This is a genomic window from Bacillota bacterium (assembly GCA_012727955.1).
Taxonomy (GTDB): domain Bacteria; phylum Bacillota; class Limnochordia; order DTU087; family JAAYGB01; genus JAAYGB01.
Window position 1 is genome coordinate 34,033 of record JAAYGB010000023.1, and the last position, 24,446, is coordinate 58,478.

Consider the following 24,446-nt stretch of genomic DNA (forward strand, 5'->3'; position numbering starts at 1 on the left):
CCCAACGCCTCGGGCCCGAGATGGCTTTTTTCTACAGATCAACCCGTTCAAATCGGCTAGCGGAGATCCGGTAGGCCGCAATATTCCCGGTGATGTACACCACTACACCAGTAAGCAAGATGGGCAGCTGGCGCACCAGCATAGCCGGCTCTACACTGTCCAGCCAGGCAAACCTGGGAAAATGCACGATGATCTCCATGGCCAACACTGCTAAAGCGGCGGGAGTAACCGCTAGTAAGAAGGCAATTCCCACCTTGTGCGCGTCCCTAAAGAACTGGGTCAGGAAAATCACGTTGAAGATGGTGTAAATCACCAGGCCAAAGCCGTAGTAGGCCACGTTGGCCTCAATCCCGGCGGGATTACCTCCTGGAAGCAAGCCCACCCGCAGCACAGCGAAGGGAAGGGAAATGAGGAGCTGTGTCATCTGGGCCAACACCAACAGCAGGCACTTCGCCTTCACCGTGTCCCGTTTCTTCACCGGAAGCAGGGCCGTATAGTAAATGTCATTGGTCTCCCGTCCATACATGAAGGTAATAAAGGGGGCGAGGCAGCCGAAGATAAAGACCATTCCGTAGGGGTAGGCCGGAACAATGACCAGAACACCCAGGAATGTGAATATAAACAGATTAGGGTGGGCCGCGAGCCGCAGTTCCTTATACAGAAGATCAAACATCACAGCTGCTCCTTTCCGTACGGATCATGATTTCCTCTAAGGATAGCTCTTTGCTTTCCCCGGGGTTTTTCAAGTATTGGAAGGACTCAATGAAAGCAGCCTTTTCGGCACTTCGCAGCAGTCTTCCGTCCTTGATATAGGTGATGTCATCGGCACATTTTTCCAGATCCGAGGTGATGTGGGTGGAATAGAGGATGCTTCGCTGCCCGTCTTTGACCAACTGGCGAAACAGTGTCAAGAGATCGTTCCGCGATACCGGGTCCAGTCCACTGGTGGGCTCGTCAAAGATCAACAGTTTCGCATTGTGGGACAATGCCAAGGCGATCATGTACTTGACCTTCATCCCAGAGGAAAGCTCCTTCACCCTCTTTGTGGGGTCGAGGGAAAACATCTCTAGATACCTTTGGTAAGCCCTTTCGTCCCAGTCTGTGTAAAAACGCTTTGTGACCTTAGTGATATCTGCCAGCTTCTTATGTCTATAGAAATCTATTCCCCCTAAGACAACTCCGATTTTCTGTTTGCAGCTCTCTTCTTGGGCTCTGAAGTCCATGCCAAACATTTCCACATGGCCGGAGTCTGGGTTCACCAGATTCAGGATTGATTTTAGCGTGGTGGTTTTTCCAGCACCATTCTTTCCAATCAACCCCATGATTCGACCTGGAGCCAGCGAGAAGCTAACATCTTCAAGTATGAAATTGGGATAACGCTTGGTCAATCCCGCTACAGACAAAACTGTCATATTCAGCTAATCTCCTTTGTTACCAAATATACTTTCTATGGCATATCCCGTCATATTCAGGAAAGAACGACTATCTACCAACGCGATTCCAGGGGTGGCTGGATTTGTGTCTCCTAATACCACTAGGGTATCTCCCGGCTGCAAGTGGAAGATGTCCCTGGCTTTCTTGGGCAGTACAATCTGTCCCCTCTCACCTAAGGTTACCACCCCAAAGAGATGCTTATTTCGTGGGGGGATGGGCATTCCCGTGCTCTTTGGATCGTAGCGCACCAGGTCATTCAAGGATACGTCATACAAATCTGCCAAAGCTTCGCAGTTAATAATATCGGGAAGAGATTCACCCTTTTCCCATTTGGCCACAGCCTGGCGACTTACGCCGATTTTTTCGGCAACTTCCTCCTGGGACATGCGGTTGATTTTCCGCAGGTGGCAAAGGTTAGCAGCAATGTTATCTCGGGGATTATTCATACCTCCTGGACCCAGTATACACCGTAAAATGCGAAAACAACACCAACGGATCCCCACATTACTTGTTAATGTTGGTTGCGTCACCGGGCAGGATGGAAGGTCCGGGTAAAAGCCGACTTGGGAGAAGGGGGGGACAACTAGCTGTATTGGGTAATAAAGGTACACTTGGGCAATTGTGGAAGTATTTGCGCAAGACAGAAATGGTGTACCAAATGTCGGAGGCGATAGGATGGACGAGGATTGGGTAACTCGATTTACTGCTAAGCAGAGGTTGGCTGGAAGGTTGACACAAACCTCTACAGAAAAGGGCATCGCATATATCGAAACCCTGATCGATGATCTGTTGGACGGTGACGATGAAGCGATTGGGCCTTCTACGATATTTGGCGATGTAAAGCGCCTGCAAGAGCTGCAAAGAGAGTTGGAATCCCTGGTTTGTTCCACCTACAATCTTGCTAAGATGGCGGTTCTGGTGCCCAGCGGCCTATGGGGTCTGTCGAAGGGACTTGTCGCGCCGGATCTGGATATTCGTCTCTTGGGCATTGGCAACCATCGCTTCTTCTTGTTTCATAGTGCCCTGGGTCTTGTTGCCCTTCGGAAGCTGTATCGGATGTGGGTTCAGTCCACAGAGGATAAGAACCATTTGTGGCCCTATCGGGTTGTTCACAAGGTTACTGGCACGGTTTTGGGTGCCTATGCCGTTGGTGTTGGCATTCATTTGGCTGTAGATGTCTTTCAACCAAAGGCTGTCATCTTCCCATTTTTCGGGTCCCTGGTGAAGGGCACCCTGATTGATGACAGACTGTGGCTCCTAGGAAACTCTTTGTGGGCCTTTCAAATCGCTAATGACCTTTTCGCTTTGGTGCTGGCGGACGAGGTGGAAACAGCCCGTACTTACGTTGCAGAAACCTTTCGAGATATTACTGGACACTCGTTCCAAAGGGGGTGATGGCATGTTGTTCATGATAGGGCTGGACAGACTTTCCCGGGAGGAGAAGATCGCCCTGTTGGCCCAGCTGAACGCCATCAACAGCCGCAATGTCTTGTCCGAGGGCGCCCAACAGGGATTGAAAAGGGGAAAGGACCTGGTATTCCAGGTGTCCCAGCTGCTCCTGGGTCAGTTTTCATCGGATTGGGCCGAGGGTGTGAAGCGGATGAAGGAACAGTTGGATTGGGATGTCAACACCCTGCAAGCAGCTATTGAACGGGAATACAGGCAATTGGATGCCCTCGGTGAGTTTGATCTAGGCAAAAATCTGCTTGTCCGGATGGCGCAGATAGCCGGTGTGGATCCTACGTCCAGCACCTCTGCCGTTAGTGAAGCCCTAATCAAAAGAGCGGCCAAGGCGTGCAAAATCCCGATAGACCAAGACATAGAAGTATTAGAAGCCCTGGTCTTCGAGCACTGTCTGGAAGAAAAAATCGCCCAGATCCAGGAGCAATTGACTCAGATGACAGACTCTGAGCTGGAGGAGCTTGAGGCAGTCTTAAGGGAAGAGATCCAGAGTCTAAGCCAAGCGGAACAGGAAGCCATCAGAACAACGATGGGGCTTGACGAGCTTTCTGCCAAGCATGTGATTACTTTCCTTAAGCAGGCGTCGGGTATAGCCCTGGCGCAGATGATCATTTCTGGATTTGGTTTTGGGGCATATCTGTTCTTGACCACGCTGATCAAGTCCTTCAGCCTATTGCTGGGAGTGACCTTCAGCTTTGGTGTCTATACCACAGCAACATCAGCCTTAGCATTTTTGTTGTCCGGCCCCTTCTTACTCCTAGCTAGCCTCATGGGTTTTGGTCTCATGTATCGAAAGGCGGGGCATACAATTTATGACGAACTAGCGAAGCTGCTTGTCTTTGGCGGTCGCAGTGCTTTTTTACAGATGAATGTTGTCCAATAGCCTGTACCGGTACGAGAAAGGGCGTGTCTTAACCACAGACATTCAGAAAAGGACAAGGCTAAGGTTTGACACCTTGCCTTGTCCTAGTTGATTCAATGGGCTTTTTGTGGGGGGCTGACATCTAAATGCAAGCGGCCAAGTGGTTGACCGCCTTAGCAATGGCATCCCTACAAGCTTTGCCTAATAAGGAGCCCTCCCACCCAGTGTTGCCGATCTCGATGTCTAGCACTCGACCAGAGGCTTGGGTGGCGCTGCCAAAGCAGTCAAAGGCCTCAACGATAGTACCGGTGGCCACTTCAATGACCTGCAAAGTTACGCTTACCGTTGCCTTGTGGCCTTGAAAACTCAGATCTGCGACGCTCATTCTCACCGGTTCCACTCGGGCTTGATTGACGCTGCCGGTAATCAAGTATTTGGCCCCTACCATCTCCCCAGTCCGAACCGCCCGCTCAGGATGCAAGTACAGATTTTGGTAAATCTGCTCCCGCAGGATGGCATTCCATTGATGCCGGGAAATCACCTGATACCGCTGGGTTTGGACCAGATCGGCCTCTAACATGTCGGCAACGCCTCGTCCAATTCCAGCAGAGTTCGTGGCATTGGTAAAGTCGACGACGGCAATTTCCGGTCGCTGGGACAACGGCCGGGGTTGCACGGAAATTTCCGTTGGAGGGCTGTCACATCCGACAACGAACAGGAGGGTGAGAATTAGCCCCAAGATTACTGTGATTCTTCGCAGCAAGGAAACATCCCCTTTCTGAAGGGGATGGTCTGGTGGGTTAACCTAGACATATATTAGCAGCTAAGAAGAAAGATTCCTCTATTTTCTCTCTGCGATGATTTGAGCCAACTGGTTCGAATGGACATCAACTCCCGCCTGATAGCTGAAAAGGATGCAGTCATCAATCCCAGCCAAGGCCAGCTTTTCAAGGGTGGTGGCCAGCAGTGGATCTCCAGCCCAAATAATGGGGATTACCCGGCAGGAATCGGCCACCAAAGCCTTGGCCGCCAAGGTTTCGTTGACCACACCCTCCGGGGCCATCGCCAGCAGATTCCCTTCTCGGGTAAAGGGCAGACCGGTGGAGCTAATTAGATCCTCTAGGCAACGGGCCCGATCCAGTTCCCTGCCCTTTGCCAAAAACTCTGCCATCGTCTCCAGCTCCTGGTTAATGGTCGCTGGTCCCGGCACAGTGGGGTAGTTGCGGTAGATCATGGGGGAGATAATGGCCAGATGGTGCGAAAGGCGGTAGTAGTCTTGCCCCACAAAGTAGGCCAGCGCCGGTTGGAAGAGGAATCCGCATAACTGGGTACTGGTTGCTGCAAGTTGCTGAGCTGCTTTCTCGGTGAATTCATCGATGCAGTCCACCTTGTAGCAAAGCCACTGCTGAAGGCCGGGAAAGCGGGTAGTAAGGCCAAACCAGCCACTGGGAGAAACCATCGCCTTCAGGAGGCAGCTTGCTTGGTCCACCGGTCCCTTAAGGAGAATCTCAGCCAGTCTTTGCACATCGCCTTGGATTACCCTTGGGTCGTATCCCTTAGCCTGCATATCCCGTTGACAGCGAGGGCAGAAGCAGGAAAAGAAGGCGCTGGGCGAAGGTGAGGACCCGAAGGATGGGAAACGAACCCCATCTAAGAACACTCCCGCAACCTGGGATTTTATTGCGGCTAGGGAATTGAAAAACTTACTGCGGCTGCCGGCAGAGTTGGGGCAGGCAGAGCCGAACCATTCGATGGGTCGCCCCCACACGTCCTGGGCTAGATCCTCTTGGTCGTCGGTGGTGGGAAAGGCATGCAGCACTGTATAGGAAGTTAAGCCCTCTGCTTGGGCAGCGGCGAGGGCCTCACCTCGGGCAACTACCCTGCTGACTCCCGCTTGCTTTAGGGCCCTTAGTGCTTCTGAGCTTGTCGGTGAGCCGAAGAGCCAAATATCCATGGCAACAAACCTCCTAAAACATAGAGTTCCTCCTTGGTTCTAACTCTAGGCCTATCGCGGTGATTGGCAGGTAAGCCCAGAGCCGGCCAAGAAGAATAAGGCTGAAGATCACGTTAAGCACAAGGTGAACAATTCCTTCGTATGACCGGAAGCAAACCACTGGGGAGGTAAGAGCTTTGAGTGAAGTCAGGTATCATATGTTGCGACCGCAGCAAATCGTGGAAAGAAGAAAGGCTTGTCCCGTAGTCTACATTCCCCTGGGTAACTTGGAGTGGCATGGAGTTCACAACCCTGTAGGTGCCGATACCCTGCAAGCCATGGGATTGGCGGAGCTTTGTGCTCGAAAGGGAGGTGGATTGGTTTTTCCACCCCTTTGGTACGGTGACAGCCGCTCCGAGGGGTTGATGGAGGCCAATTCTGGCGACAAGGAGGATATTGCCGCGGCTATGGAGCTGCCGGTGGAGAACTTTTCCCCGGAGCGGCAGCCCTTCACGGCCACGGAGCAGGCGCTCAACTACCACAAGTTACTTCTGCACATCTTGGCACAGGCAGAGAGTTTGGGCTTTAGGTTGGGGGTGTTAGTTGCCGGACATTATCCTCTGATCGATCATGCTCGAGCCGCGGTTTGTCAGTTTAACCAACGGGAATACAGCCGCTATCATGGTATGTTGGCCTGGGCCTGTGTCGACTATCTCCTCATCAAGGACCGGTTTGATTGTGCCGGCGACCATGCCGGTGGATGGGAGACTTCTCATTTGATGGCCCTGCACCCCGAAACGGTGGATCTGAGTTTGCTGCCACCGAAGGGGGAAAGAATCGTCGGCGCGGGAGGAAAACTGGCTCCCCAGGATGCCACTGCGGAGTTTGGTCAACTGACCCTAGAGGCGGCTGCTGACGTGATTGTCAAGGAAGTACATCATCGGCTGGCCAACGAGAGCATTTATCGAGCCCATGGGTGCAGCCTCTTGGAGGGGTTGTGGCGCCGAGAGGAACCAAAAGGGGAGTGAAACAGGTGAAGGTAGCCCTTGCGTTGGTGGTTTGTCTCGCTATCCTACTGGGGTGGACTCCCAAGTCAGCGGTGAGTGAGGCCCGGGTGACCCGGCAACGGGAGTTTGCAATCGACAGCAAAACTACCATCCTTGAGATCGAGACCTACAACGGCAGCATTACCTGGCAGCCGGGCAGTGAAGCTAAGATTACCGTCAAGCTAAGTGTCCAGGGATTTCTTCCCGGCGCTATGGGCAGTTACCTAGAGGAAATCGATGTCCTTTGGGACTCAACGGGCAGTCGGGCAAGGTTGGCAGTTCGCAGACCCCGTTGGCGATGGGGAGTGATCAGCTCCAACACCGCCATCACCGTACAATTGCCGGCAGACCAGCTAGAAGCCCTTCGGGCCACTACCAGCAACGGCACAATCGTCGTTGCCGATGCCAAGGCCAACCTAGATCTGACCACCAGTAATGGGAGCATCGAGGTACTTTCCTTTAAGGGAGATATTAGCTTGCGAAGCAGCAACGGTCGGTTGCTGGTGCAAAGGGGCGTAGGCAGAGTCAATCTCCGGACCTCTAACGGAGCAATCTCCCTGGACGGAGTCACCATCACCGATTCCAGTACGGTGAGGACCAGCAACGGTGCAATTAGGGGAAAAGTAGACTTTGCCGGCCGTGGCCAGCATACCTTTGAGACTTCTAACGGATCGGTGAATCTTAAGGTTCCCGCCGGGACTCAAGGCCGCTTTGAGCTGGGTACCTCCAATGAAAGTGCTGTAATTGACCTCGGTGGCAATCATATCCGTGGCAGGCGGGTAGAAACCACCATTGGCGATGACGGGGTCACAGTGAGGATCAGGACCTCCAATGGTGGGATTTCAGTAGTAGAGATGTAGATAAGGTAAGACGTATTCAGCCCACTGTCTTGAAAATCCCAATCGTGGGGATTCGATGACGCAGACAGTGGGCTGTTTGAATTCTAGGCCAGAGCGAAATATCCGAGGACCAAGAGGCCCAGGAGGATGCGGTACCAACCGAAGGCTTTGAAGTCGTTGTTCTTGATGTAGACCAACAGAAAGCGGATGGCTATCACCGAGACAACGAAGGCGACAATCATTCCGGTGAGCAAAAGGGCGATTTCCATGGCTGTGAAGCTCAAGCCGAACTTGACCAGCTTTAGGGCGCTGGCGCCAAACATCACCGGGATCGAAAGGAAAAAGGAGTATTCCGCGGCGATGTGTCGTGACGTCCCCAGGATAATTCCCCCGAGGATAGTCGCTCCAGAACGGGAGGTGCCGGGAATCAGCGACAGTACCTGAAACAATCCGATGCCAAAGGCAGTGGCGTAGGAGAGTTGTCCAAAGCCCTTAATCCGGGGCTGTCTTTCCTTGTTTCGGTTTTCGATAACGATAAAAAGCACGCCATATAGGATCAGTGTCACCGCGACGGTAATATAGTTGTAGAAACGTTCGTTGAGCCAGTCGTCAAAGAGCAACCCCAGCACTGCGGCGGGAATCACTCCAACTATCACCTTATACCAAATCGCCATCGTGTCCCTTTTAGCCTGGGAAGACTTATTGGACGCAAAGGGGTTTAGTTTGTGGAAATACAAAAGAACGACGGCCATAATCGCTCCCAGTTGAATCACGACCAGAAACATTTCCTTAAAGGCCTCGGAAGCATTGAGGCGGACAAACTCATCGAGTAGAATCATATGACCGGTACTGCTGATGGGCAGCCACTCCGTGATCCCTTCAAGGATACCGATCAGGACGACCTTGACCAATTCCATCCACAGCATCTAAATAACCCCCTATGCATTCCACATCCGTTGAAATCTGAGCCCAATACTGCTAAATATTACCATTATTCCTTCGGTGGCGCAAGATGAGTCGAAGCCTCGTCACCGCTGTCTGCCAAGGTCCTAACCCACTGATAGACATCATCATACCACCGCCGCATTCTGTTGGCAAAGGCTGGCTCCTGGGCTAAGCTGCTGGGCAGGGTGACATGGTCTAGGAGCAAATCGATGATCTGCTTCGGCCTTTGTGCCGGCATTTCTTGGCTAACACCATCTGCATTGGAAGTGCCAACGGCTAAGTTCGGCTCCTCTTCGGTTAGCCAAAAGGCCTTGGGATCCACCCAGTGACCCTGGGCCAGCACCACCCCGTTGATGGTGGTGGCCGGGCCTTCTACTCGCGGCCTTGACCGGGGGGCTAGGGAGGTGAGTTCAGTGATGAACTTCTCCCAAGGCTTGCCCCGCAGGGCAAAGAGCTGCCGGGGATCCCGTGCCGATTTTATCCCCATCTCATGAAGCACTGCCACGATATGTTTGCAGGGGGAGACCCAGTCGGGGCAATTACAGCTAAAGGACATCTCCTGCCCTTTGGGGATCAGACTCAGGTCGCCATCTAGGGCGTCATCGATGGCTTCAGCCACTGGGGTAGGGAAGCGTCCCTGATTAAGGGTGGTGATCCACCGATTCCAATTTGGCAGCAGCAGCAGACTCTGCCACTCCTTCTGGGTGAACTCGGGAAAAGTGATGTTGACGGAGTAGGGTTCTGCTCTAGTGCCAAGAACCCGTCCTCCGATATATCCGGCGTCAAAGTACATGGCCTGGACATGACCCTTTCTGGCATAGGCTCTGCCTCGCTCCACTCTTTGGCCACTACCGACGGAATTCATCCAAGCCGCCAGTATCCACCGATTTTCCCGCGGAATACGCGCCATTCTGTTGCCTCCTTTTCCTTGCCCCTAGTCCAATAAATCCGGTGAACGCAGTGTGATCACGTCCCGCAGTTCTTCGTTTGACAGCTCAGTGAGCCAGCTTTCCCCGGCTCCCACGACGCTGTCAGCTAACTCCCGTTTTGACTCGATGATCTCGTCGATGCGCTCCTCCAGGGTGCCACCGCAGATAAACTTGTGAACTTGAACACGGTGTTGTTGTCCAATGCGAAAGGCCCTATCCGTTGCCTGATTCTCCACGGCGGGGTTCCACCACCGGTCAAAGTGAAAGACATGGGTAGCCGCGGTCAAATTGAGCCCTGTGCCTCCTGCACGCAGAGAGAGGATGAAGATGGGACACTGACCGACGGACTCACTTTGGAAGCGTTCCACCATCGCCGTTCGCTGTTCCTGGGGAACGCCTCCATGCAAGAAGGGCACTTCACATCGCAGTCGCGACCTTAGGTAGTCCTGGAGCAGTCTGCCCATGGCCGCGTACTGGGTGAAGATCAATGCCTTTTCGCCCTGGGCGATCACTTCCGTGAGCATTTCCAGTAACAGCTGCACCTTACCGGACCGTCCCCGCAATTTCTGCTCCTTAAGAAACAACGAGGGGTGATTAACAATCTGCTTCAAGTGAGTCAAGGTACGGAGCACCAATCCTCGGCGTCTCATCTGGGAGAGTGAGCTGGTCTCTAAGGTCCTGGTGAGATCATCGACGACAGCTTGATACAACTGTGCCTGCTCACTGGTGAGGCTGCAGTAGATCTTGCTTTCGATCTTTTCCGGAAGTTCCGGCACAATTTCCGGATCCGTTTTCAGGCGCCGGAGGATAAAGGGACGGATTAACCGCTGTAGACGGCGCAGGGTCGCCCGGTCCCCTCGGCGTTGGATCGGATTCACGTATCGCTGCCGAAATTGCTCTAGACTTCCCAGGAACCCGGGATTGAGAAAGTGCATAATGGACCACAGCTCAACGAGGTTGTTTTCAATGGGTGTTCCTGTCAGAGCAATCCGAAAACCTCCAGTCAAGTTACGAACGCCCTGGGCTGTCTTGGTATGGGGGTTTTTAATATTCTGGGCTTCATCCAGGACAATGCCGGCCCAATGGACCTGCTGCAAAGTGTTGCGGTCACGATGGATCAGTCCGTAGGTGGTCAAGACAACATCAACCTCAGCGGTGTCGGCAACCATCTCTACGCCGGTGGGGCGATGGGGCCCGTAGTGGACCGCCAACCGCAAAGCGGGCGCAAAGCGCTGAATCTCCCGGCGCCAGTTGCCGATTACCGAAGTGGGGCAGACAATTAGCGTCGGCCCGGTGACCTGTTCCCCGGTCTGGTCTGGGGAGCTATTATCACCGTGGTAAAGGGATAACAATAGGGCAATCACCTGAATTGTCTTTCCTAAACCCATGTCGTCGGCAAGACAGGCTCCGATGCCTCGGGCCTGCATGAACTTCAACCACGCATAGCCTCGCAGTTGATAGGGGCGCATCACACCGTTAAAACCCTGGGGCTGGGGAAGGGGCTGCCAGGTGGCTTCGCCGGAGATGGCCTCCTCCAACTTGGCCAGCCAACTGTTGGGGGCAAACTCAATCTCCACATCGGCCCCGGAGTGGGCCTTAAGTTCCAGCGCTTCAGCTACCCCTAGGGGACGGGAACTCACCCGGTTCCAGAGGGATAACAGGCGTCTCGCCCGATCCTGAGGAATAGTGACAAACCGATCCCGAATCCGCAGAATCGGCAGGCGTAAAGCTACCATGCGGGCAAATTCCTCTTGGGAGACCTCTACATCATCGATGGCCAGCTGCCAATCAAAGTTCAGCAGTTTCTCCAGGGCTAGTTTGCCTTGGGAATCCTCAAGCTCGCTGCCCTGAATCGCCTTCAGTTTGACCTCGGCTACCATAGTGGAGGGAACCCGAAGGGAGAGTCCAGCGGCTTCGCTGACCGCTTCAGGCAGCTGCAGCAGTTGACTGAAGGTGTCAGCGGACACCACAATCTTACTATTTAGTTCCTTCTGATAGGCCCTTTCCAGCGGGGGAAAAGCCTTGGCCGCTTTGATGAGAGCGGTGCGAAGCGGGGCGGTGTATTGGCTGTACCCCAGGTCCTTTGCCGGCAGATCCAACCCATCGTCGGGGTGAATAATTCCCTCTGCCGGAATCATAATCGACGGGTCCTGCAAATTGGTGAGAAAGATCTCCAGTTCCCAGGATTCAGGGAGCAGAGCTGATTCCTCACCTGACTCTGCGGCTTCCTCCAGCGGGTAGGCAGTGAGGCAGATCCCCCAATTTTCCGGCGTGGGCATGGTGATGGAATCCTGCCACCGGCTGACCTCTTCCCGCAGTTGGTTAATGTCCTTCGGATCGTGGCGTTCTGTGTCTACCCTTTGGCCCTGCAACAGCCGAAGCCAATCTTCTACCAGAGCGTGGGCAGGTTGTTGGGTAATGGGGGCTTCACTCTCCTCGGTGGATTGCTTGGCCCGGGCAGCGATGGCGGTGACGGTCTTGTCTACCACTCGGCGCAGGAAGTCTTCCAGCAGTTTTTCCGGGGGATGGGGAATGCGCCGAAAGGTTGCTCCATAGCGATGGAGATAGGCCACTGTTGCCGGAGGTGCTTTCGCCGCCAGTTGAGTCACTTGAGCCGTTAGATCCACCGCCTCATCACAAATGGACCAAGCTGCAGCTAGGACATGGGGGTTCCTTCGCGCTGCCTCTACCTGCGGCAAGTATTGCCCCTGTTGGAGAATATCCAGGGCGAGGTCTCCGGCCTGCATCCAAAAGGCAAAGTCGGGAGCGAGGAACAGTTTTTGGGGATTGGTTCTGGCCAATCTTCGCACTTGGGCAAAAACTGAAAGCACCAGTTCGTGGGGAAGGTACACCCCAGCAACGGTCCACACTTCCAGGGTGGCAGCATCCGACGGCAAGCTGGTGTCACCCCAGACCGACACCGGCATGTTGTTAGCAGAGGGCAGCAGCAATTGATAGGGATGTAGGGTGCTGAGATTCAAGGGTAATGGCCCGAGGATTTGGAACAGATCCTGGGATCCGGCCAAATAGGGATGCATGGGAGGTGAAGCGGCATCGTCAGCAACCTCCACGTTGGATCCGAGAATCGGGGTCTTGTCGGTTTCGATCTTTTCGGCCCAAAAAAAGAAGCGGTGGGCCCCAGCTTCCAGAATCGCGGTCTCGTGGACAGGTTTATGATGGCGGGGCGGCACGTAGCCGCCATGTAGTACGATCATCGGCAAATTCAACTCCCAAATCGATAGGCGTCAATCCCAAAGGAGACAACAACTATATATATTTCTAGAAACCCCAGCTTTTGCCTGTTAATTTCTGCCCTTGGCCCAGGAAACAGGGCCTTATCTAGTGTCTCCGGGTCGGGCTCTGGGGCATGCGCTAACCTATTCTTAGGCAAGGAAAAACCTACCCCCAGGATGAGGTAGGCTTGACTAGTTACAGTGACTAGGTTAATTGGATTCCTCTTGCGGCTGTGGCTCAAGGCTCTTTACCTGGTGAAGGGAAATTAGTCCTGAGTCAGAATAGATGGTGCAAGGGCATAGCTTGACTTCGGCAGTGGTCAACGGATTAGATGAGGGGCTCATTGATGATGGTTAGACCATAGCCCTCGATCAGTTTCCGGGCAGCATCGACATCTTGCTTTCTAGCAAATACATGGGGTTGATGGGCGTCGGCACCGAGAATAATGGAATTACCCACAGCCTTGGCGGCCCGCAGAAGCGTTGTCGTTGGGTAGTGTCGGTTGTCTCGGGCTCCCAGGAGGTTGTACTCAACGGGCATATTTAATTCTTTTAGCTTTTGGCAGATGGTAACCAAGGCATTAAACATGTTTTCCTCTGGGCCTTGGTAGTTGATCATATCGGGATGGGCCAGATACAGGAATTTCCCAGTTTCCAGTCCGGCAAGAACTTGATCCACATAATCCTGGAGGCTTTGGTCATCTCCGCAGTTTCCCACGGCTCTGCCATCCTGCTCACGGCCTAGATAGTGTTGTCCTAAGATGAGAAAGTCATAGCCATATTGCTCAAGGTGGGCAATCATGGAAGCAAATTCATCGGGATAATACTCAGCTTCGTATCCCAAGAGGATCCTGATATCGGATTTGTATTCCTGTTGCAGGCTTCTGATGGAATTCACGTAACCTTCCAGTTCATCCATGGCCATGCGGGAACTGGAGACAAATCCATCGGCAAAGGGAATGGGGGCATGATCGGAAAATCCTACTACCTTGATTCCTGCTGCAATGGCTGCCTCGACATATTCTCTGTCTGTTCCCTCGGCGTGTCGACAGCGGTAGGTGTGGGTATGGTAATTTACCTTCATGTGCATGAATCCACTCTTTCTATGGACATATATTAGGACGCCTGTTTCGATCTACTTCAGTATGACATCCCTAGATTTCAAAGTCAATTATAGTACCGATACCTAAGGTTGAAGGATGTGAAGCCAATGCCAGCCTTAATTCCACGGGAAATAGCTGTCACGGTAGATATGGCTGGGTGTCCCAATCGCTGTCGCCACTGCTGGCTTGGAAGGGCTCCCAATGGTTCGGTGTCTGAGGAGTCCCTGCGCTGGATCGTTGAGCAGTTTAGAAATTATGTTCATCCAAGGGAATCTACCCCTTACTTTCGGCAAATGACGGTGCAGACCTGGTATCGGGAGCCGGATTTTGCACCACATTATCGAAGGCTATGGGAGCTGGAACAGGAGTTGAGTGATTCTGGAAAGGCTCTTCGTTTTGAGTTGGCCAGCATCTGGCGTTTGGCCCGAGATCCCGACTATGCCCAGTGGCTGAAGTCCCTTGGTACCCAGACGGTGCAGATTACCTTCTTTGGACTGGAGGCCAACACCGACTACTTCACCAGAAGACCGGGGGCCTTCCGGGATAGTCTGGTGGCCACGGAGCGATTGCTGGCCCAGGGCATCTTTCCCCGGTGGCAGTTGTTCCTGACCCAGCACTGCTTGGGAGAACTAGAGGAGTTTGTGGGGCTAATTCAGTCACTGGAGCTGGATAGAAGGGTAGAAGGATTAGGCGGGGAGTTTTCCGTCTTTGTTAATACTCCAGCTCCCGAAGGAGAGGCCTTTGATATTGAGCACTTGCGTCCAACGACAAAGGCGATAGACATTATTCCGACCTATCTCAAGGAAAAAACGGTGAAGCACTTCAACGCGCCGGATATCCATACTGCTTTGGGAAAGGCGGAAGCCCAGTGGCTAAAAGAGCTTCGGGATCGCCAGGAACCCTACGCCAGTATGCCCCAGATATTAGCCTTTATGGTCACTCCTAGCCTTGAAGTGTATAGCAACATAGGTGAGACGAGGTCCTGGTGGAGCCTAGGGAATCTAAGAACCGATGGAATCGATGTGATTATGCAGCGCTTTGCAGGGGACGCTGTGCCGGGGCTATACGCAATGTTTCATATCCCCATTGCGCAGCTGGCGAAAAGGTATGGACGGGAAGATAGTCCGCTGCTTTATACCAGGTCGGACCTCATTCGCCGGTGGCTTCACCTTTGGGGAGAAGAGTACCAAAGGAGTTGAGGAGCAGCGCAGGGTTCTGCCCGTTGGACTGGATACTTCGGAAGCTGTTCAGCTGACGGGGTCAGATTACAGCGACTATCTTGCATTTTTCCAGTCGGTGCATCCAAGCTCCAACCCCGAGGGATGGCTGGCTGAGTATTTTGCCTGTTTAGCAGACAGGGGATTGTCCTGGGGATTGTCCTGGGGCGTGTACCGAGACGGTCGATTAGCCAGTGCCACCGATGCTCCCGATGTGCCCTTTATGAAGGATGTCGTGGTGGAGATGGGGATCAATACTCTACCGGAGTACCCCAGGCAGGGCCTTGCCAAGACTGTGACAGGGGCGCTGATCAAATACCTCTTGGAAAGGGGAAGGGTTCCCCTTTGGTCTTGCTCCAGCGACAAATTCGCCTCCCAGGGTTTGGCAGCGAGTCTTGGTTTTGTGAGATTTGCTGATGTGATTGCGGTGACGCTGGATTAGCCCCTCGGGGGTTAGTCTGAGTTGGAACGATAGGCCCAAGACACAGGTCAAGGGCCTACTGGTGAATGGCAATAGATTTACTCCATGAAAGCAGACATTACCTACTTACATATGAGGTGACAATCCATGGGTTTAGATCAATCCTATTATAAAGAAATCCAGCTAAGAAACGGTCAGTTGTTAACCTTGAGGAATCCGGTAGTAGACGATGCAGAACAGATGATAGCCTATCTTAACACCGTTGGCGGAGAGACCGACAACCTCTCCTTTGGCGGCGGCGAATTTCCTCTCACTGTGGAAGAGGAACGGGAGTACCTGAGAAAGGCACAGGAGAATCCAAACATTTTCATGGTGCTGGGAATCATTGATGGCGAGGTCGTCAGCCTGGCAGATATCAGCAGCCCCAGTCGGAAAAGGCTGGCCCACAACAGCCAGATAGGTATCTCAGTCAGAAAAGACTATTGGGGTCTTGGGATAGGAACTGCTGTCATGCATGAGCTGATTCAGTTTGCCAAGGGCACAGGCAGGATCAGGAACATCAGCCTTGGAGTCAAAGCGAGTAACACCAGGGCCATCAGACTCTATGAGAGGTTTGGATTTGTGAAGGTCGGTGTTCATAAAGACTTTTTCAATATCAATGGCGTATACGACGACGAGATCCTGATGGACTTACAGATAGACCTTTGAGGGAAAGTTACCTGAATACTACGTTTCCCAAGCCCGGTATGCAAGGACAGAGTCTTACATGCCGGGTTTTGTTGTTTGGCTGGGTTGGAAAAGGGATCCAGTTTGATCAGGAGAAAGTCTAGGCAAGCAAAGACGAGCGTTGACTAGAGGTCAAGGAGGGGATTGAATGGTCAAGGCACCAAATATCTTATTGATCACAACGGATCAACAGCGCTTTGATACAGCCGGAACGGCTGCACCGAGTTTCATGCGCACACCGCATTTTGACCTCCTGCAAAGGGAGGGAATTACCTTTTCCCGGGCCTACTCTGACTGCCCCATTTGTGTGGCTGCTAGGGTGGGCATCATGACAGGGCGGTTTGTTGGCAATCACGGGATGATGGGGAATGGACCCACCAGCTCGGTGATGGGCAGAGACGACACTTTGCCCGCGTACCTTCGGAGACTGGGCTACCAGACCGCTGCCATTGGTAAAATGCACTTTACGCCGGAGCGAGCCAGGCATGGATTCGATGAAATGATTCTACCCGCCGATTACTACCGGGAGATGGCTCGATCGGGCTATCCCCTACAGCCGATGCGCCACGGTCTAGGCCAAAACGAGCTGTATCCTGGGATGGCAACTGTGCCAGAAGCGATGACATTGACCTCTTGGATTTCTGAACAGTGTGTGGAGTACATTCGGGAGAGACGAGATCCGACGGCACCCTTCTTCCTGTGGTGCTCCTACAGCAAACCCCACCCGCCCTTGGATCCACCGGAGCCCTACTACTCGATGTATCGCAACTGCCCGATCCCAGAGCCCTTTGTCGGGGAATGGGCCCTTGACAGTTCCTGCCCGGAGCCAATTCAACGACTAAGGCAGAGTTGGTCCTTGGACCAGATTCCCCCAGAGGTAATTAGAGAAGCCCGGGCTGCCTATTACGGTTTGATTACCCAAATTGACTACAATATGGGACGGATATTTGCGGCTCTGCAGGATTTCGACCTGTTCAATGACACGCTAATTATCTATACCTCGGACCACGGTGAGTTTCTCGGTGATCATAACACCGGAGGAAAGGTGTTTTTCCATGAATCCTCTGCCCATATCCCCTTTGTCCTTAGGCTGCCCAAGAGTTGGGAAAATCGGCAGCATGGAGCCACGGTGACTACTCCTGTTACCTTTGCTGACATTGTGCCAACTCTAGTTAAGGCTGCCGGAGGGGAGATCCCCGAAGGTGTCGATGGTATGGATCTGACTGCCCTGGCTAGGGGAGAGATTGATCAGCCTCGCCGCTACGTAGAAGCCATGGCCGGCGGAGACCATTTGTATCTGGCCATCACCGATGGAACTTGGAAATACATGTGGTATCCCGAGGGTGGTCAGGAACAGCTTTTCAATCTCGCTGAGGATCCCCATGAGCTAAGGAATTTGGCCGAGAGTGAAGAGTACCGAGAAAAGTGCCTGGAACTCCATCGCGAGCTGGTGATCCGAGATCAAGCCAGAAGCGGCCAATTCTCCGATGGTGATCGGCTAATTACCCTACCCCGCAAGGGAGATTTGGAACGAGACCGTCGCAACCGTGCCTGGCCGGGATTTCATACAGAGCACTACCATGTTGATGTTCGCCATTAGCTCACAGAGCGATGCGTTCAGTCCGAAAGGGAGGAGCTAGGCTCCTCCCTTTTCAGTAGGGGCATGGGATTGAAGTATTACATAATCAGAGGATGGTTTTGGGTGATACCGTTAAGGAGGTAGTCACGTTGCAAGAGGTGACGTCCAACAACTCAAATCATCTATGTAGGCGATGGATTACGGCTGAGGGCCTATGACGGCAGCTTTCATCAGGCGGTGCCCTGGTATCGGGACGGAGAAGTTTTCCATGGTTTCGAAGGAATAACGGACAAATCCCAGATTCCCGATGGGGACTATGTCTGGGCATGTATGAGTACCTGTCTGATCATGGCCAGCTGTACTTCATTGAGGTCCTGGAAAACGGGAACTTTGTCCCGAACGGTGATGTTGCGCCAAAGGCCGAGACCCATCTATTCTTATTGGTGTAGGTTGGTATCGGGGCCGCGACATTGGAAAGAAGGTGATCAGGACCATCATTGATCGTGCCCGCCAGTTAGGGGGTGTACGGTTCTAGGATCTATGACTACAATATTGCGTCTCAGAGGCTGCATGAGTCCCTGGGCTCTATGTGCATTGGTAAACAGAGTAAGGAATTGATCCATGAGTTAGATCTTGAATGAGGGGATTGTCGACGGCTCCAGTGGCAATGGCTGGGTGACGGGACAGGGCTCAAAAATTGGGTCAGCTTGATGTGAGTCGTGAGGGTAATCCCGGTATAGTAGCTTCTGACAGACAAATCATAGGTATTCCTCATATTTTTAGCCCAAATCCCTTGACTAAGTCTGGGGATGTGGTATGATTGAGATGTCAGCTTTTCTTGCCAAGATATAATCAAAACATACATATGTACGTTATCTCCGAATTCCGTTAGGAAATGGGGGACCCTATCAAAGTGGGGTGAATCCTGGCTTGCGGTTTGCCAGGTAGGGCAACTTGGGAGCCCGAACCCGTCAGCTAACCCCGTAGGAGTGATCCAAGCGTAGTGTATTAGTCCCGTAGAGGGTCTTTGCATGCGCTTTTTTTTGTGTCTGCGCATCCTTCGGCGTTGATATAGATGGTTCACTACGAGGTATTACTAGGTATACGGGGGGATCTGTGTGCGTTCTTGGTGGGGACGTTATCGCGGTGATGTGGCGGGTGGGCTTACCGCGGCGATTGTAGCTTTGCCCTTGGCATTGGCCTTTGGAATTGCTAGCGGCGCGGGAGCTATAGCTGGCTTGTATGCATCCATTTTTGGTGGCTTGGTGGCTTCGGTCTTTGGCGGCTGCGGGGTTCAGATCTCTGGGCCTACTGGAGCGATGACCGCAATCCTGGTCAGTCTGGTTGCCAAACATGGGTTGGGCGGTATGCTTTTGGCTGGTATCTTGGCAGGGCTGATGCAAATTGGTCTTGGCCTTTTGCGTTTAGGTAAGTTTGTGAAATATCTTCCTCAGCCGGTGATTGCCGGTTTCACCAATGGTATATCAATCTTGTTTTTCATGACAGCCATCGGTGATGCCGTTCAAGAACCTATCATCACTTTGTTTACCGCGCTAGTGATCGTTCTTGCTGCACAACTCTTCAAGAGAGTCCCCGATTCTCTCTTTGGATTAGTCGCCGGTCTTGCCCTCAATCAATTTATTGGTTCGTCACACGTAGTAGGCGAAGTTGCCTTTACAATACCGAAATTTACCTTTGGATTAATGCCGCTAGAGCACATTGGTTCTTTGATCATGCCTGCAGTTAGTATCTGCTTGCTGGGTAGCATATCGGCGTTATTGTCGGCACAGGTCACCGACAGCATGACCGAAAGCCAGCACGATAGTAACCGTGAGCTGGTAGGGCAGGGCCTGGGGAACCTTGTCTCCTGTGCAATTGGTGGTGTTCCCATTACTGGGGCCGTGGCTCGCTCCGGCATCAACGTTTACGCCGGGGGTCGTACCCGAGTTTCCGGTATTCTTCATTCCTTGTTTCTCGGGTTTATGGTCTTGGTCTTACAGCCCGTGGTAAGACGGATTCCGATGGCATCCTTGGCAGCGATTTTGATGGTATCGTCGGTGCGTACCGCTGATTGGAAGAGCTTAAGATTGATACCGCGAGCGCGGTGGTCCTACGGTGCCATTCTCATCTTCACCACCATACTCACCGTGGTTCAGGATTTAGCAATAGCAGTAGTCGCGGGAGTAATCTTGGCCGTGATTGGGGTAGTAGTGGAGTTGGCTGCTTTGCCCCAGGGAAGGGAAGTATCCCATAAAGAAGAGCGGGAGCCTGCCTTATCTTACCAGGTACATAACGCCGTTCAGGTGTTGGCTTTTCATGGGCCGTTGTTCTTTGTAGGAGTGGAACAGGCAAGAAACCAGATCAAGCAGCTGGCCAACAAACCTATCTTGGTTCTAGATTTATCCGATGTTTCGATCCTCGATGAGACCGCTGCCTTGGCGCTACTGGACTTGGCAAGACGTCTGCAAGGACAGGGCAAGGCGCTCTATGTAGCGGGATTGAGTAAGAAGGCATTGCGCATGGTAACCCGGATGGGGTTGGTTAAGGAACTGGGACGGCAGCGGCTATGCAGAGATATTAATTGTGCCTTGCGACGGGCAGTTCGTGAGGCTATACAGCTGGAATCGGAAGAGTATACATCTCCCAGTTGGCCCCCTGTGGCAGAGTTGAGTAGCTAGCCTCTTAAGGCCTGGCTCGGGGGGGGAGGTAGCAAGATTAGTAGTAAGGTAGGAGGGCGGTTATTTTGCGCAGGCGGGAAGTAATTATAGCTGGCTTGCTGTTATCCTTCTGGCTGGTATTAGCCGAAAGCTTTGATCTACAGCATATTTTAGCGGGTTTGGTACTAGCCGTGGGGACGGTGTGGCTGTGGCGGGATTTGTTTCCATATCTACCACGGGTTGCGGTGAAGGAAATGGTTCTTCTTGGGAGACTGGTGGTGCGGCTAATTGGTTTCGTGATTGCATCGAATATTGCCGTAGCCAAGACTGTTCTCTTTAATGGTCCTTCAGTGACGCCGACGATTATCATTATGCGGCCTCCCTTGGAAACTAATTGGGCCAGGGTACTTTTGGCCAATTGCATTACCATTACCCCGGGAACTGTAACGATTGATGTTCATCCGGAGACGGGGGAATTCATGGTGCACGCTTTGACCACGGAGACGGCAGCAGATCTCCTGGATTGGCAGCTAATTCGAGAGATTGAAGAGATTGAGTTGTGGAGAAAGGAGAGGAAGGCACGTGGTTTGGTTGTTGGTAGGGCTGATGACACTAATCCTCTTGGCTCTGTTGCGAGCCATTCTGGGTCCGACGGCCATTGATCGTCTACTGGCCATTAATGCCATTAGCAGTATGATCGTGGCGATTATTCTATTACTCGCTTTCTTCCACGATAATTACAGCTTCGTCGACGTGGCCATAGTCTTTGTCTTGTGCGGATTTATTGGAAACCTGTGGATACTTCGGGTGTTGGCTCCCGACAGCTGGAACCAGCGATTGTCACAGGTAAAGGGGATTCTAGAAAAGGAAGAGGAAGTGGTCTCTAGTGATTAGGTGGCTAGCAGGGATATGTTTCGTCGGGTCTTTTCTAGCCTTTACTATCAGCACCCTGGGATTATTTCGCCTTCCTGATCCCTATAGCCGGCTGCACGGAGTTTCGGTAGGTGACACTCTTGGGATAGGTCTGGTTGGTTTGGGCCTAGTTCTTCTAAGTCCTACTGCTGCTCTTCGGATTAAGCTTCTGGTGGTGCTGATCCTGTTCTGGCTCATCAATCCAGTCATGAGCCATATGGTTGCTAAGGGCGGTCTTGTAAGGGGAGTGCGACCCACTCAGGGTACAAAGGTGATGCGGGAGTGACAGAAGTGGCGATGACTGGTACAGATTATGGCATTATGGCTATGCTCAGTTTGCTTATTATTGCGTCCTTAGCGATGTATTGGATCAAGGACTTGATTCACGCTGTTGTTGTTTACGGAGCCTATAGTTTGGTTATGGCCTTGGTGTGGCTGGCGATGAATACTCCAGATTTAGCTATAACCGAAGCAGCAGCGGGGATAGGGACGACGGTGTTGATGATGGTTGTTATCTACCGAACCAACCGGAGGGAGGAATGAAGATGAAATTTCGCAGATTATTATTTTTTCTCCTCGCTCTGTTGGTCGGTTACGTGATGGTGGTTACTATTGCAGAGTTGCCGCCCTATGGAATTCCCCAGGGCCCTTCGGATAATATCGTTAGTCAACGGTATATTCACAATGCCTTGGAAGATACTGGTGCCACCAACATGATCACTGCCATCGTCGTAGACTACCGAGCCTATGATACGTTGTTTGAGACGACGGTTCTCTTTACAGCTGTTATGGCAGTACTTGTCACCCTCAAGACCGGTGTAGGAAAGAAGGGAGACCAATGAGAGATCTAATTCTAAAGCGGATTCTTACCATACTTCTTCCCTTTATCCAAATGTATGGATTGTATGTGATCTTTCATGGACATCTTTCTCCCGGCGGTGGATTCGCTGGTGGAATGATTGTAGGGTTAGGATTTATTGGCTTTGCTACTGTGTTTGGCTTGGAGCGAGGAAGTGACAAGTTGCCCCACTGGGTGACCACCATGGCGGAGAGCTTTGGCACTCTGTGGTACGGGGCTATCGGTTTGGTGGGTATTCTGCGGGGAACTTCATTCTTGATGAACAAGCAGGCCGGTGTGCCGGTAGGTCAAGCCGGAGACTTGTTCTCTGGTGGGTTAGTCTTTCTTATTACATTGGGCATCGGGGTAAAGGTAGCGAGCACGATGGTTACTCTGTTCTTCGCCCTAACGGAGGAGGAGAACTGATGAGCAGTCTTTGGGGCAGGGTGTTGATCAACTACCCATACTTCATGGCGGCGATCTTGTTCGTCATTGGAGTCGTGACGGTACTGACTCGGTCTAACCTGTTTAAGAAGCTACTGGGAATCAACATCATGGAAAGTGCCATTTATCTTACCTTTGTTGCCGCCAGTAATCGCCGGGATGGAGTAGTGCCTATTCTGGATCTAGCTAATCCAGAGCAGCCTTACATTAACCCTTTGCCATCGGCCCTGATGTTGACCGGAATCGTGGTTAGTGTTAGCGTTACTGCCTTTGCCTTGGCTCTGATTGTCAGGTTGTATCGTTCTTATCACACAACCGATGCCCGGCAGATTTCGCGGATGAAAGATGAGGTGACGAATGGATGACGGCAACATTGAAGCAACATTTACCAGTACTATTAGTCGTTGGCCCTTTGCTCGTCGCCTATATCCTTCCAGTATTATTCCGAAGAACCCGGTTGATTAGGGGTCTGACTGTCGCCATCGTAGCTCTGGGCCTATTGGGAACCGGGTACTTGGCAATTTTTCTCCTTCCCTCTGTCGGTTCGTCCATTGTCTACGGGGTGGGAGGTTGGTCAGCGCCCTGGGGAATAGAACTTGTGGCGGGAAACCTCGGCGTATTCTTTGCATTGATGGTTACGGGAGTGGGGTTGCCGATATCCCTATATGCCTGCGGCGCTCTGGGTCAAGAGGTGAGCCCTTCAGAAACGAGGAGTAAGTTTCTCGTCCTCTATCTGTTGTTAACGGGTGCTTTGGCTGGAATGGCCTTTACCAATGACATGTTCAATATCTTTGTTCTAGTGGAAGTAGCTACTTTGAGCTGTTGTGGTCTGGTTAGTGCTCGCAGGGGAGCTAAAGCGGCATCGGCTGCCTTCAACTATCTGGTCTTGGCTACGATTGGCTCAAGCTTCATTCTAGCCGGGATCGGAATGGTTTACATTACGACTGGACACCTCAACATAGGCTTTGCCAACGGAGAATTAGTCAAGGCTTGGTCAACGTATCCCCATGTGATTTGGCTGGCGGTTAGTTTCTTCTTAGTGGGTTTTGGTGTCAAGGGAGCGTTATTTCCTCTACATGTTTGGCTGCCTGACGCGCATTCCAGTGCGCCAACTCCTGCCAGTGCCATCCTCTCGGCTTTGGCCGTTAAGGGATATGCCCTATGTCTGATGAAAATCTTGTACGGTGTCTTCGGTGCTTCCTTGATTACCACCCTAGGGGTGAACCGGATTTTGGTTATCTTGGGGATGGTCGGAACTATGGCGGCATCGATTCTGGCCTTGGGCCAGGAAGAGCTCAAGCGTCGGTTGGCCTTTTCAACGGTGGCTCAAGTGGGTTATGTCTTCTTGGGTTTGGGACTGGTGAATGTCACCGGTCTGACCGGTACTCTCTATCACATGGCTAGTCACGCCATGATCAAGTCCAGTCTGTTCTTGGCGGCCGGAACGATAGTTACTACCACAGGGAAGACCCGAATTAGTGAGCTGGCGGGCATCGGCAAGAAGATGCCGGTCACAATGGCGGTTTTCACCATCGCTAGTCTTGGCCTCGTTGGCATACCCCTGTTTTCAGGTTTCGTAGGCAAATGGTATCTACTGCTGGGAAGTCTGGAAGTCGGGGGGGTCCTGGCAGCGGCGGTGATTATTCTTGGCAGCGTTCTCTGTGCCGCGTATCTCTTTCCCATTATTCGGGTGGCTTATTTTGAGCCTGCCCCTCAGGAAGATTGGCAGGATCCCGGTGTACTAGAGAAGATCGCTATGATTGGACTAGCCGTTGGAGTACTAGTCCTTGGCACTGTTCCAGGATCATATTTGGAGATGGCTGTACAAGCTGCTTCGGAACTACTGTTCAAATAAACCGGAAAGTGG

At 52.4% G+C, this 24,446-nt stretch carries 26 protein-coding genes; 17 read left to right on the plus strand and 9 right to left on the minus strand.

Features of this window, described 5'->3' with window-relative positions:
* Nucleotides 1–31: 31 nt before the first annotated feature.
* From GX030_04895 to GX030_04905, 3 genes are read right to left on the minus strand one after another with little or no spacing between them, the layout of a single operon-like run.
* Nucleotides 32–676, minus strand: a complete 645-nt coding sequence (locus GX030_04895) for an ABC-2 transporter permease (GenBank protein NLV91717.1) — start codon at nt 674–676, stop codon at nt 32–34.
* Nucleotides 666–1,412 (minus strand): ABC transporter ATP-binding protein, encoded by a 747-nt coding sequence (locus tag GX030_04900; GenBank protein NLV91718.1) that lies wholly within the window; start codon nt 1,410–1,412, stop codon nt 666–668. Before GX030_04900 ends, GX030_04895 begins: the two co-directional genes overlap by 11 nt.
* Before the next feature lie 6 nt (nt 1,413–1,418).
* A complete protein-coding gene (locus tag GX030_04905; protein ID NLV91719.1) occupies nt 1,419–1,880 on the minus strand; it encodes a helix-turn-helix domain-containing protein in 462 nt (153 codons plus the stop codon).
* A gap of 229 nt (nt 1,881–2,109) precedes the next feature.
* On the opposite strand from GX030_04905, the gene GX030_04910 reads away from it, so the two are divergent.
* Together GX030_04910 and GX030_04915 are read left to right on the plus strand one after the other, a co-directional pair.
* On the plus strand, nt 2,110–2,829 hold the full coding sequence (locus tag GX030_04910; GenBank protein NLV91720.1) for a hypothetical protein: 720 nt from the start codon (nt 2,110–2,112) through the stop codon (nt 2,827–2,829).
* 4 nt (nt 2,830–2,833) lie between these two features.
* Nucleotides 2,834–3,778, plus strand: coding sequence for a hypothetical protein (locus GX030_04915; protein NLV91721.1), 945 nt, complete (start codon nt 2,834–2,836; stop codon nt 3,776–3,778).
* 121 nt (nt 3,779–3,899) lie between these two features.
* On the opposite strand, the gene GX030_04920 is transcribed toward GX030_04915, so the two are convergent.
* Both GX030_04920 and GX030_04925 read right to left on the minus strand, forming a co-directional pair.
* Complete coding sequence (locus tag GX030_04920) at nt 3,900–4,520, minus strand: hypothetical protein (GenBank protein NLV91722.1); 621 nt, start codon at nt 4,518–4,520, stop codon at nt 3,900–3,902.
* Between the two features lie 78 nt (nt 4,521–4,598).
* Nucleotides 4,599–5,711 carry a hypothetical protein gene (locus GX030_04925; GenBank protein ID NLV91723.1) on the minus strand — a complete coding sequence of 371 codons (1,113 nt, stop codon included), beginning with the start codon at nt 5,709–5,711 and terminating at the stop codon, nt 4,599–4,601.
* A gap of 176 nt (nt 5,712–5,887) precedes the next feature.
* On the opposite strand from GX030_04925, the gene GX030_04930 reads away from it, so the two are divergent.
* Nucleotides 5,888–6,718 (plus strand): creatininase family protein, encoded by an 831-nt coding sequence (locus GX030_04930; GenBank protein ID NLV91724.1) that lies wholly within the window; start codon nt 5,888–5,890, stop codon nt 6,716–6,718.
* A 5-nt stretch (nt 6,719–6,723) separates the two neighbouring features.
* Entirely contained in the window at nt 6,724–7,596 is an 873-nt protein-coding gene (locus tag GX030_04935; protein NLV91725.1) for a DUF4097 domain-containing protein, read from the plus strand.
* 83 nt (nt 7,597–7,679) lie between these two features.
* Here GX030_04935 and GX030_04940 read toward each other — a convergent pair whose 3' ends face one another.
* The 4 genes from GX030_04940 to GX030_04955 form a co-directional block, all read right to left on the minus strand.
* Nucleotides 7,680–8,501, minus strand: a complete 822-nt coding sequence (locus GX030_04940; protein NLV91726.1) for an undecaprenyl-diphosphate phosphatase — start codon at nt 8,499–8,501, stop codon at nt 7,680–7,682.
* Between the two features lie 65 nt (nt 8,502–8,566).
* Entirely contained in the window at nt 8,567–9,430 is an 864-nt protein-coding gene (locus tag GX030_04945) for a hypothetical protein (protein ID NLV91727.1), read from the minus strand.
* Nucleotides 9,431–9,454: 24 nt separating this feature from the next.
* Entirely contained in the window at nt 9,455–12,664 is a 3,210-nt protein-coding gene (locus GX030_04950) for a DEAD/DEAH box helicase (GenBank protein NLV91728.1), read from the minus strand.
* Nucleotides 12,665–13,010: 346 nt separating this feature from the next.
* Entirely contained in the window at nt 13,011–13,766 is a 756-nt protein-coding gene (locus GX030_04955; GenBank protein ID NLV91729.1) for a histidinol-phosphatase, read from the minus strand.
* Nucleotides 13,767–13,892: 126 nt separating this feature from the next.
* Here GX030_04955 and GX030_04960 point away from each other — a divergent pair, with 126 nt between their 5' ends.
* The 13 genes from GX030_04960 (at nt 13,893) to GX030_05020 (ending at nt 24,434) form a co-directional block, all read left to right on the plus strand.
* Nucleotides 13,893–14,984, plus strand: a complete 1,092-nt coding sequence (locus GX030_04960; GenBank protein ID NLV91730.1) for a radical SAM protein — start codon at nt 13,893–13,895, stop codon at nt 14,982–14,984.
* 163 nt (nt 14,985–15,147) lie between these two features.
* The gene (locus GX030_04965; protein ID NLV91731.1) at nt 15,148–15,444 is read left to right on the plus strand and encodes a GNAT family N-acetyltransferase; all 297 of its coding nucleotides are present in this window, start codon (nt 15,148–15,150) and stop codon (nt 15,442–15,444) included.
* Nucleotides 15,445–15,570: 126 nt separating this feature from the next.
* Nucleotides 15,571–16,131, plus strand: coding sequence for a GNAT family N-acetyltransferase (locus GX030_04970; protein NLV91732.1), 561 nt, complete (start codon nt 15,571–15,573; stop codon nt 16,129–16,131).
* Nucleotides 16,132–16,297: 166 nt separating this feature from the next.
* Nucleotides 16,298–17,749 (plus strand): sulfatase-like hydrolase/transferase, encoded by a 1,452-nt coding sequence (locus GX030_04975; GenBank protein NLV91733.1) that lies wholly within the window; start codon nt 16,298–16,300, stop codon nt 17,747–17,749.
* Nucleotides 17,750–18,846: 1,097 nt separating this feature from the next.
* Nucleotides 18,847–20,406: a SulP family inorganic anion transporter gene (locus tag GX030_04980; protein NLV91734.1), complete on the plus strand. Its 1,560-nt coding sequence runs from the start codon at nt 18,847–18,849 to the stop codon at nt 20,404–20,406.
* Between the two features lie 65 nt (nt 20,407–20,471).
* Nucleotides 20,472–21,047, plus strand: coding sequence for a Na+/H+ antiporter subunit E (locus tag GX030_04985; GenBank protein ID NLV91735.1), 576 nt, complete (start codon nt 20,472–20,474; stop codon nt 21,045–21,047).
* Complete coding sequence (locus GX030_04990) at nt 20,992–21,279, plus strand: hypothetical protein (GenBank protein NLV91736.1); 288 nt, start codon at nt 20,992–20,994, stop codon at nt 21,277–21,279. Before GX030_04985 ends, GX030_04990 begins: the two co-directional genes overlap by 56 nt.
* Nucleotides 21,272–21,583: a cation:proton antiporter gene (locus GX030_04995; protein NLV91737.1), complete on the plus strand. Its 312-nt coding sequence runs from the start codon at nt 21,272–21,274 to the stop codon at nt 21,581–21,583. The genes GX030_04990 and GX030_04995 overlap by 8 nt, the downstream gene beginning before the upstream one ends.
* An 11-nt stretch (nt 21,584–21,594) precedes the next feature.
* On the plus strand, nt 21,595–21,840 hold the full coding sequence (locus tag GX030_05000) for a DUF4040 domain-containing protein (GenBank protein NLV91738.1): 246 nt from the start codon (nt 21,595–21,597) through the stop codon (nt 21,838–21,840).
* Nucleotides 21,841–21,842: 2 nt separating this feature from the next.
* The gene (locus GX030_05005) at nt 21,843–22,139 is read left to right on the plus strand and encodes a hypothetical protein (GenBank protein ID NLV91739.1); all 297 of its coding nucleotides are present in this window, start codon (nt 21,843–21,845) and stop codon (nt 22,137–22,139) included.
* A complete protein-coding gene (locus tag GX030_05010) occupies nt 22,136–22,561 on the plus strand; it encodes a sodium:proton antiporter (GenBank protein ID NLV91740.1) in 426 nt (141 codons plus the stop codon). Before GX030_05005 ends, GX030_05010 begins: the two co-directional genes overlap by 4 nt.
* A gap of 44 nt (nt 22,562–22,605) precedes the next feature.
* The gene (locus GX030_05015; protein ID NLV91741.1) at nt 22,606–22,944 is read left to right on the plus strand and encodes a cation:proton antiporter subunit C; all 339 of its coding nucleotides are present in this window, start codon (nt 22,606–22,608) and stop codon (nt 22,942–22,944) included.
* On the plus strand, nt 22,941–24,434 hold the full coding sequence (locus GX030_05020; protein NLV91742.1) for a monovalent cation/H+ antiporter subunit D family protein: 1,494 nt from the start codon (nt 22,941–22,943) through the stop codon (nt 24,432–24,434). The genes GX030_05015 and GX030_05020 overlap by 4 nt, the downstream gene beginning before the upstream one ends.
* Nucleotides 24,435–24,446: the final 12 nt, after the last annotated feature.

Bases quoted from the DNA above. Each gene is read 5' to 3' on its own strand.
- GX030_04900 (NLV91718.1), bottom strand. From the start codon at position 1,412: ATGACAGTTTTGTCTGTAGCGGGATTGACCAAGCGTTATCCCAATTTC.
- GX030_04905 (NLV91719.1), bottom strand. From the start codon at position 1,880: ATGAATAATCCCCGAGATAACATTGCTGCTAACCTTTGCCACCTGCGG.
- GX030_04910 (NLV91720.1), top strand. From the start codon at position 2,110: ATGGACGAGGATTGGGTAACTCGATTTACTGCTAAGCAGAGGTTGGCT.
- GX030_04915 (NLV91721.1), top strand. From the start codon at position 2,834: ATGTTGTTCATGATAGGGCTGGACAGACTTTCCCGGGAGGAGAAGATC.
- GX030_04925 (NLV91723.1), bottom strand. From the start codon at position 5,711: ATGGATATTTGGCTCTTCGGCTCACCGACAAGCTCAGAAGCACTAAGG.
- GX030_04940 (NLV91726.1), bottom strand. From the start codon at position 8,501: ATGCTGTGGATGGAATTGGTCAAGGTCGTCCTGATCGGTATCCTTGAA.
- GX030_04945 (NLV91727.1), bottom strand. From the start codon at position 9,430: ATGGCGCGTATTCCGCGGGAAAATCGGTGGATACTGGCGGCTTGGATG.
- GX030_04950 (NLV91728.1), bottom strand. From the start codon at position 12,664: ATGATCGTACTACATGGCGGCTACGTGCCGCCCCGCCATCATAAACCT.
- GX030_04955 (NLV91729.1), bottom strand. From the start codon at position 13,766: ATGAAGGTAAATTACCATACCCACACCTACCGCTGTCGACACGCCGAG.
- GX030_04960 (NLV91730.1), top strand. From the start codon at position 13,893: ATGCCAGCCTTAATTCCACGGGAAATAGCTGTCACGGTAGATATGGCT.
- GX030_04970 (NLV91732.1), top strand. From the start codon at position 15,571: ATGGGTTTAGATCAATCCTATTATAAAGAAATCCAGCTAAGAAACGGT.
- GX030_04975 (NLV91733.1), top strand. From the start codon at position 16,298: ATGGTCAAGGCACCAAATATCTTATTGATCACAACGGATCAACAGCGC.
- GX030_04990 (NLV91736.1), top strand. From the start codon at position 20,992: ATGACACTAATCCTCTTGGCTCTGTTGCGAGCCATTCTGGGTCCGACG.
- GX030_05000 (NLV91738.1), top strand. From the start codon at position 21,595: ATGACTGGTACAGATTATGGCATTATGGCTATGCTCAGTTTGCTTATT.
- GX030_05005 (NLV91739.1), top strand. From the start codon at position 21,843: ATGAAATTTCGCAGATTATTATTTTTTCTCCTCGCTCTGTTGGTCGGT.
- GX030_05010 (NLV91740.1), top strand. From the start codon at position 22,136: ATGAGAGATCTAATTCTAAAGCGGATTCTTACCATACTTCTTCCCTTT.
- GX030_05015 (NLV91741.1), top strand. From the start codon at position 22,606: ATGGCGGCGATCTTGTTCGTCATTGGAGTCGTGACGGTACTGACTCGG.
- GX030_05020 (NLV91742.1), top strand. From the start codon at position 22,941: ATGACGGCAACATTGAAGCAACATTTACCAGTACTATTAGTCGTTGGC.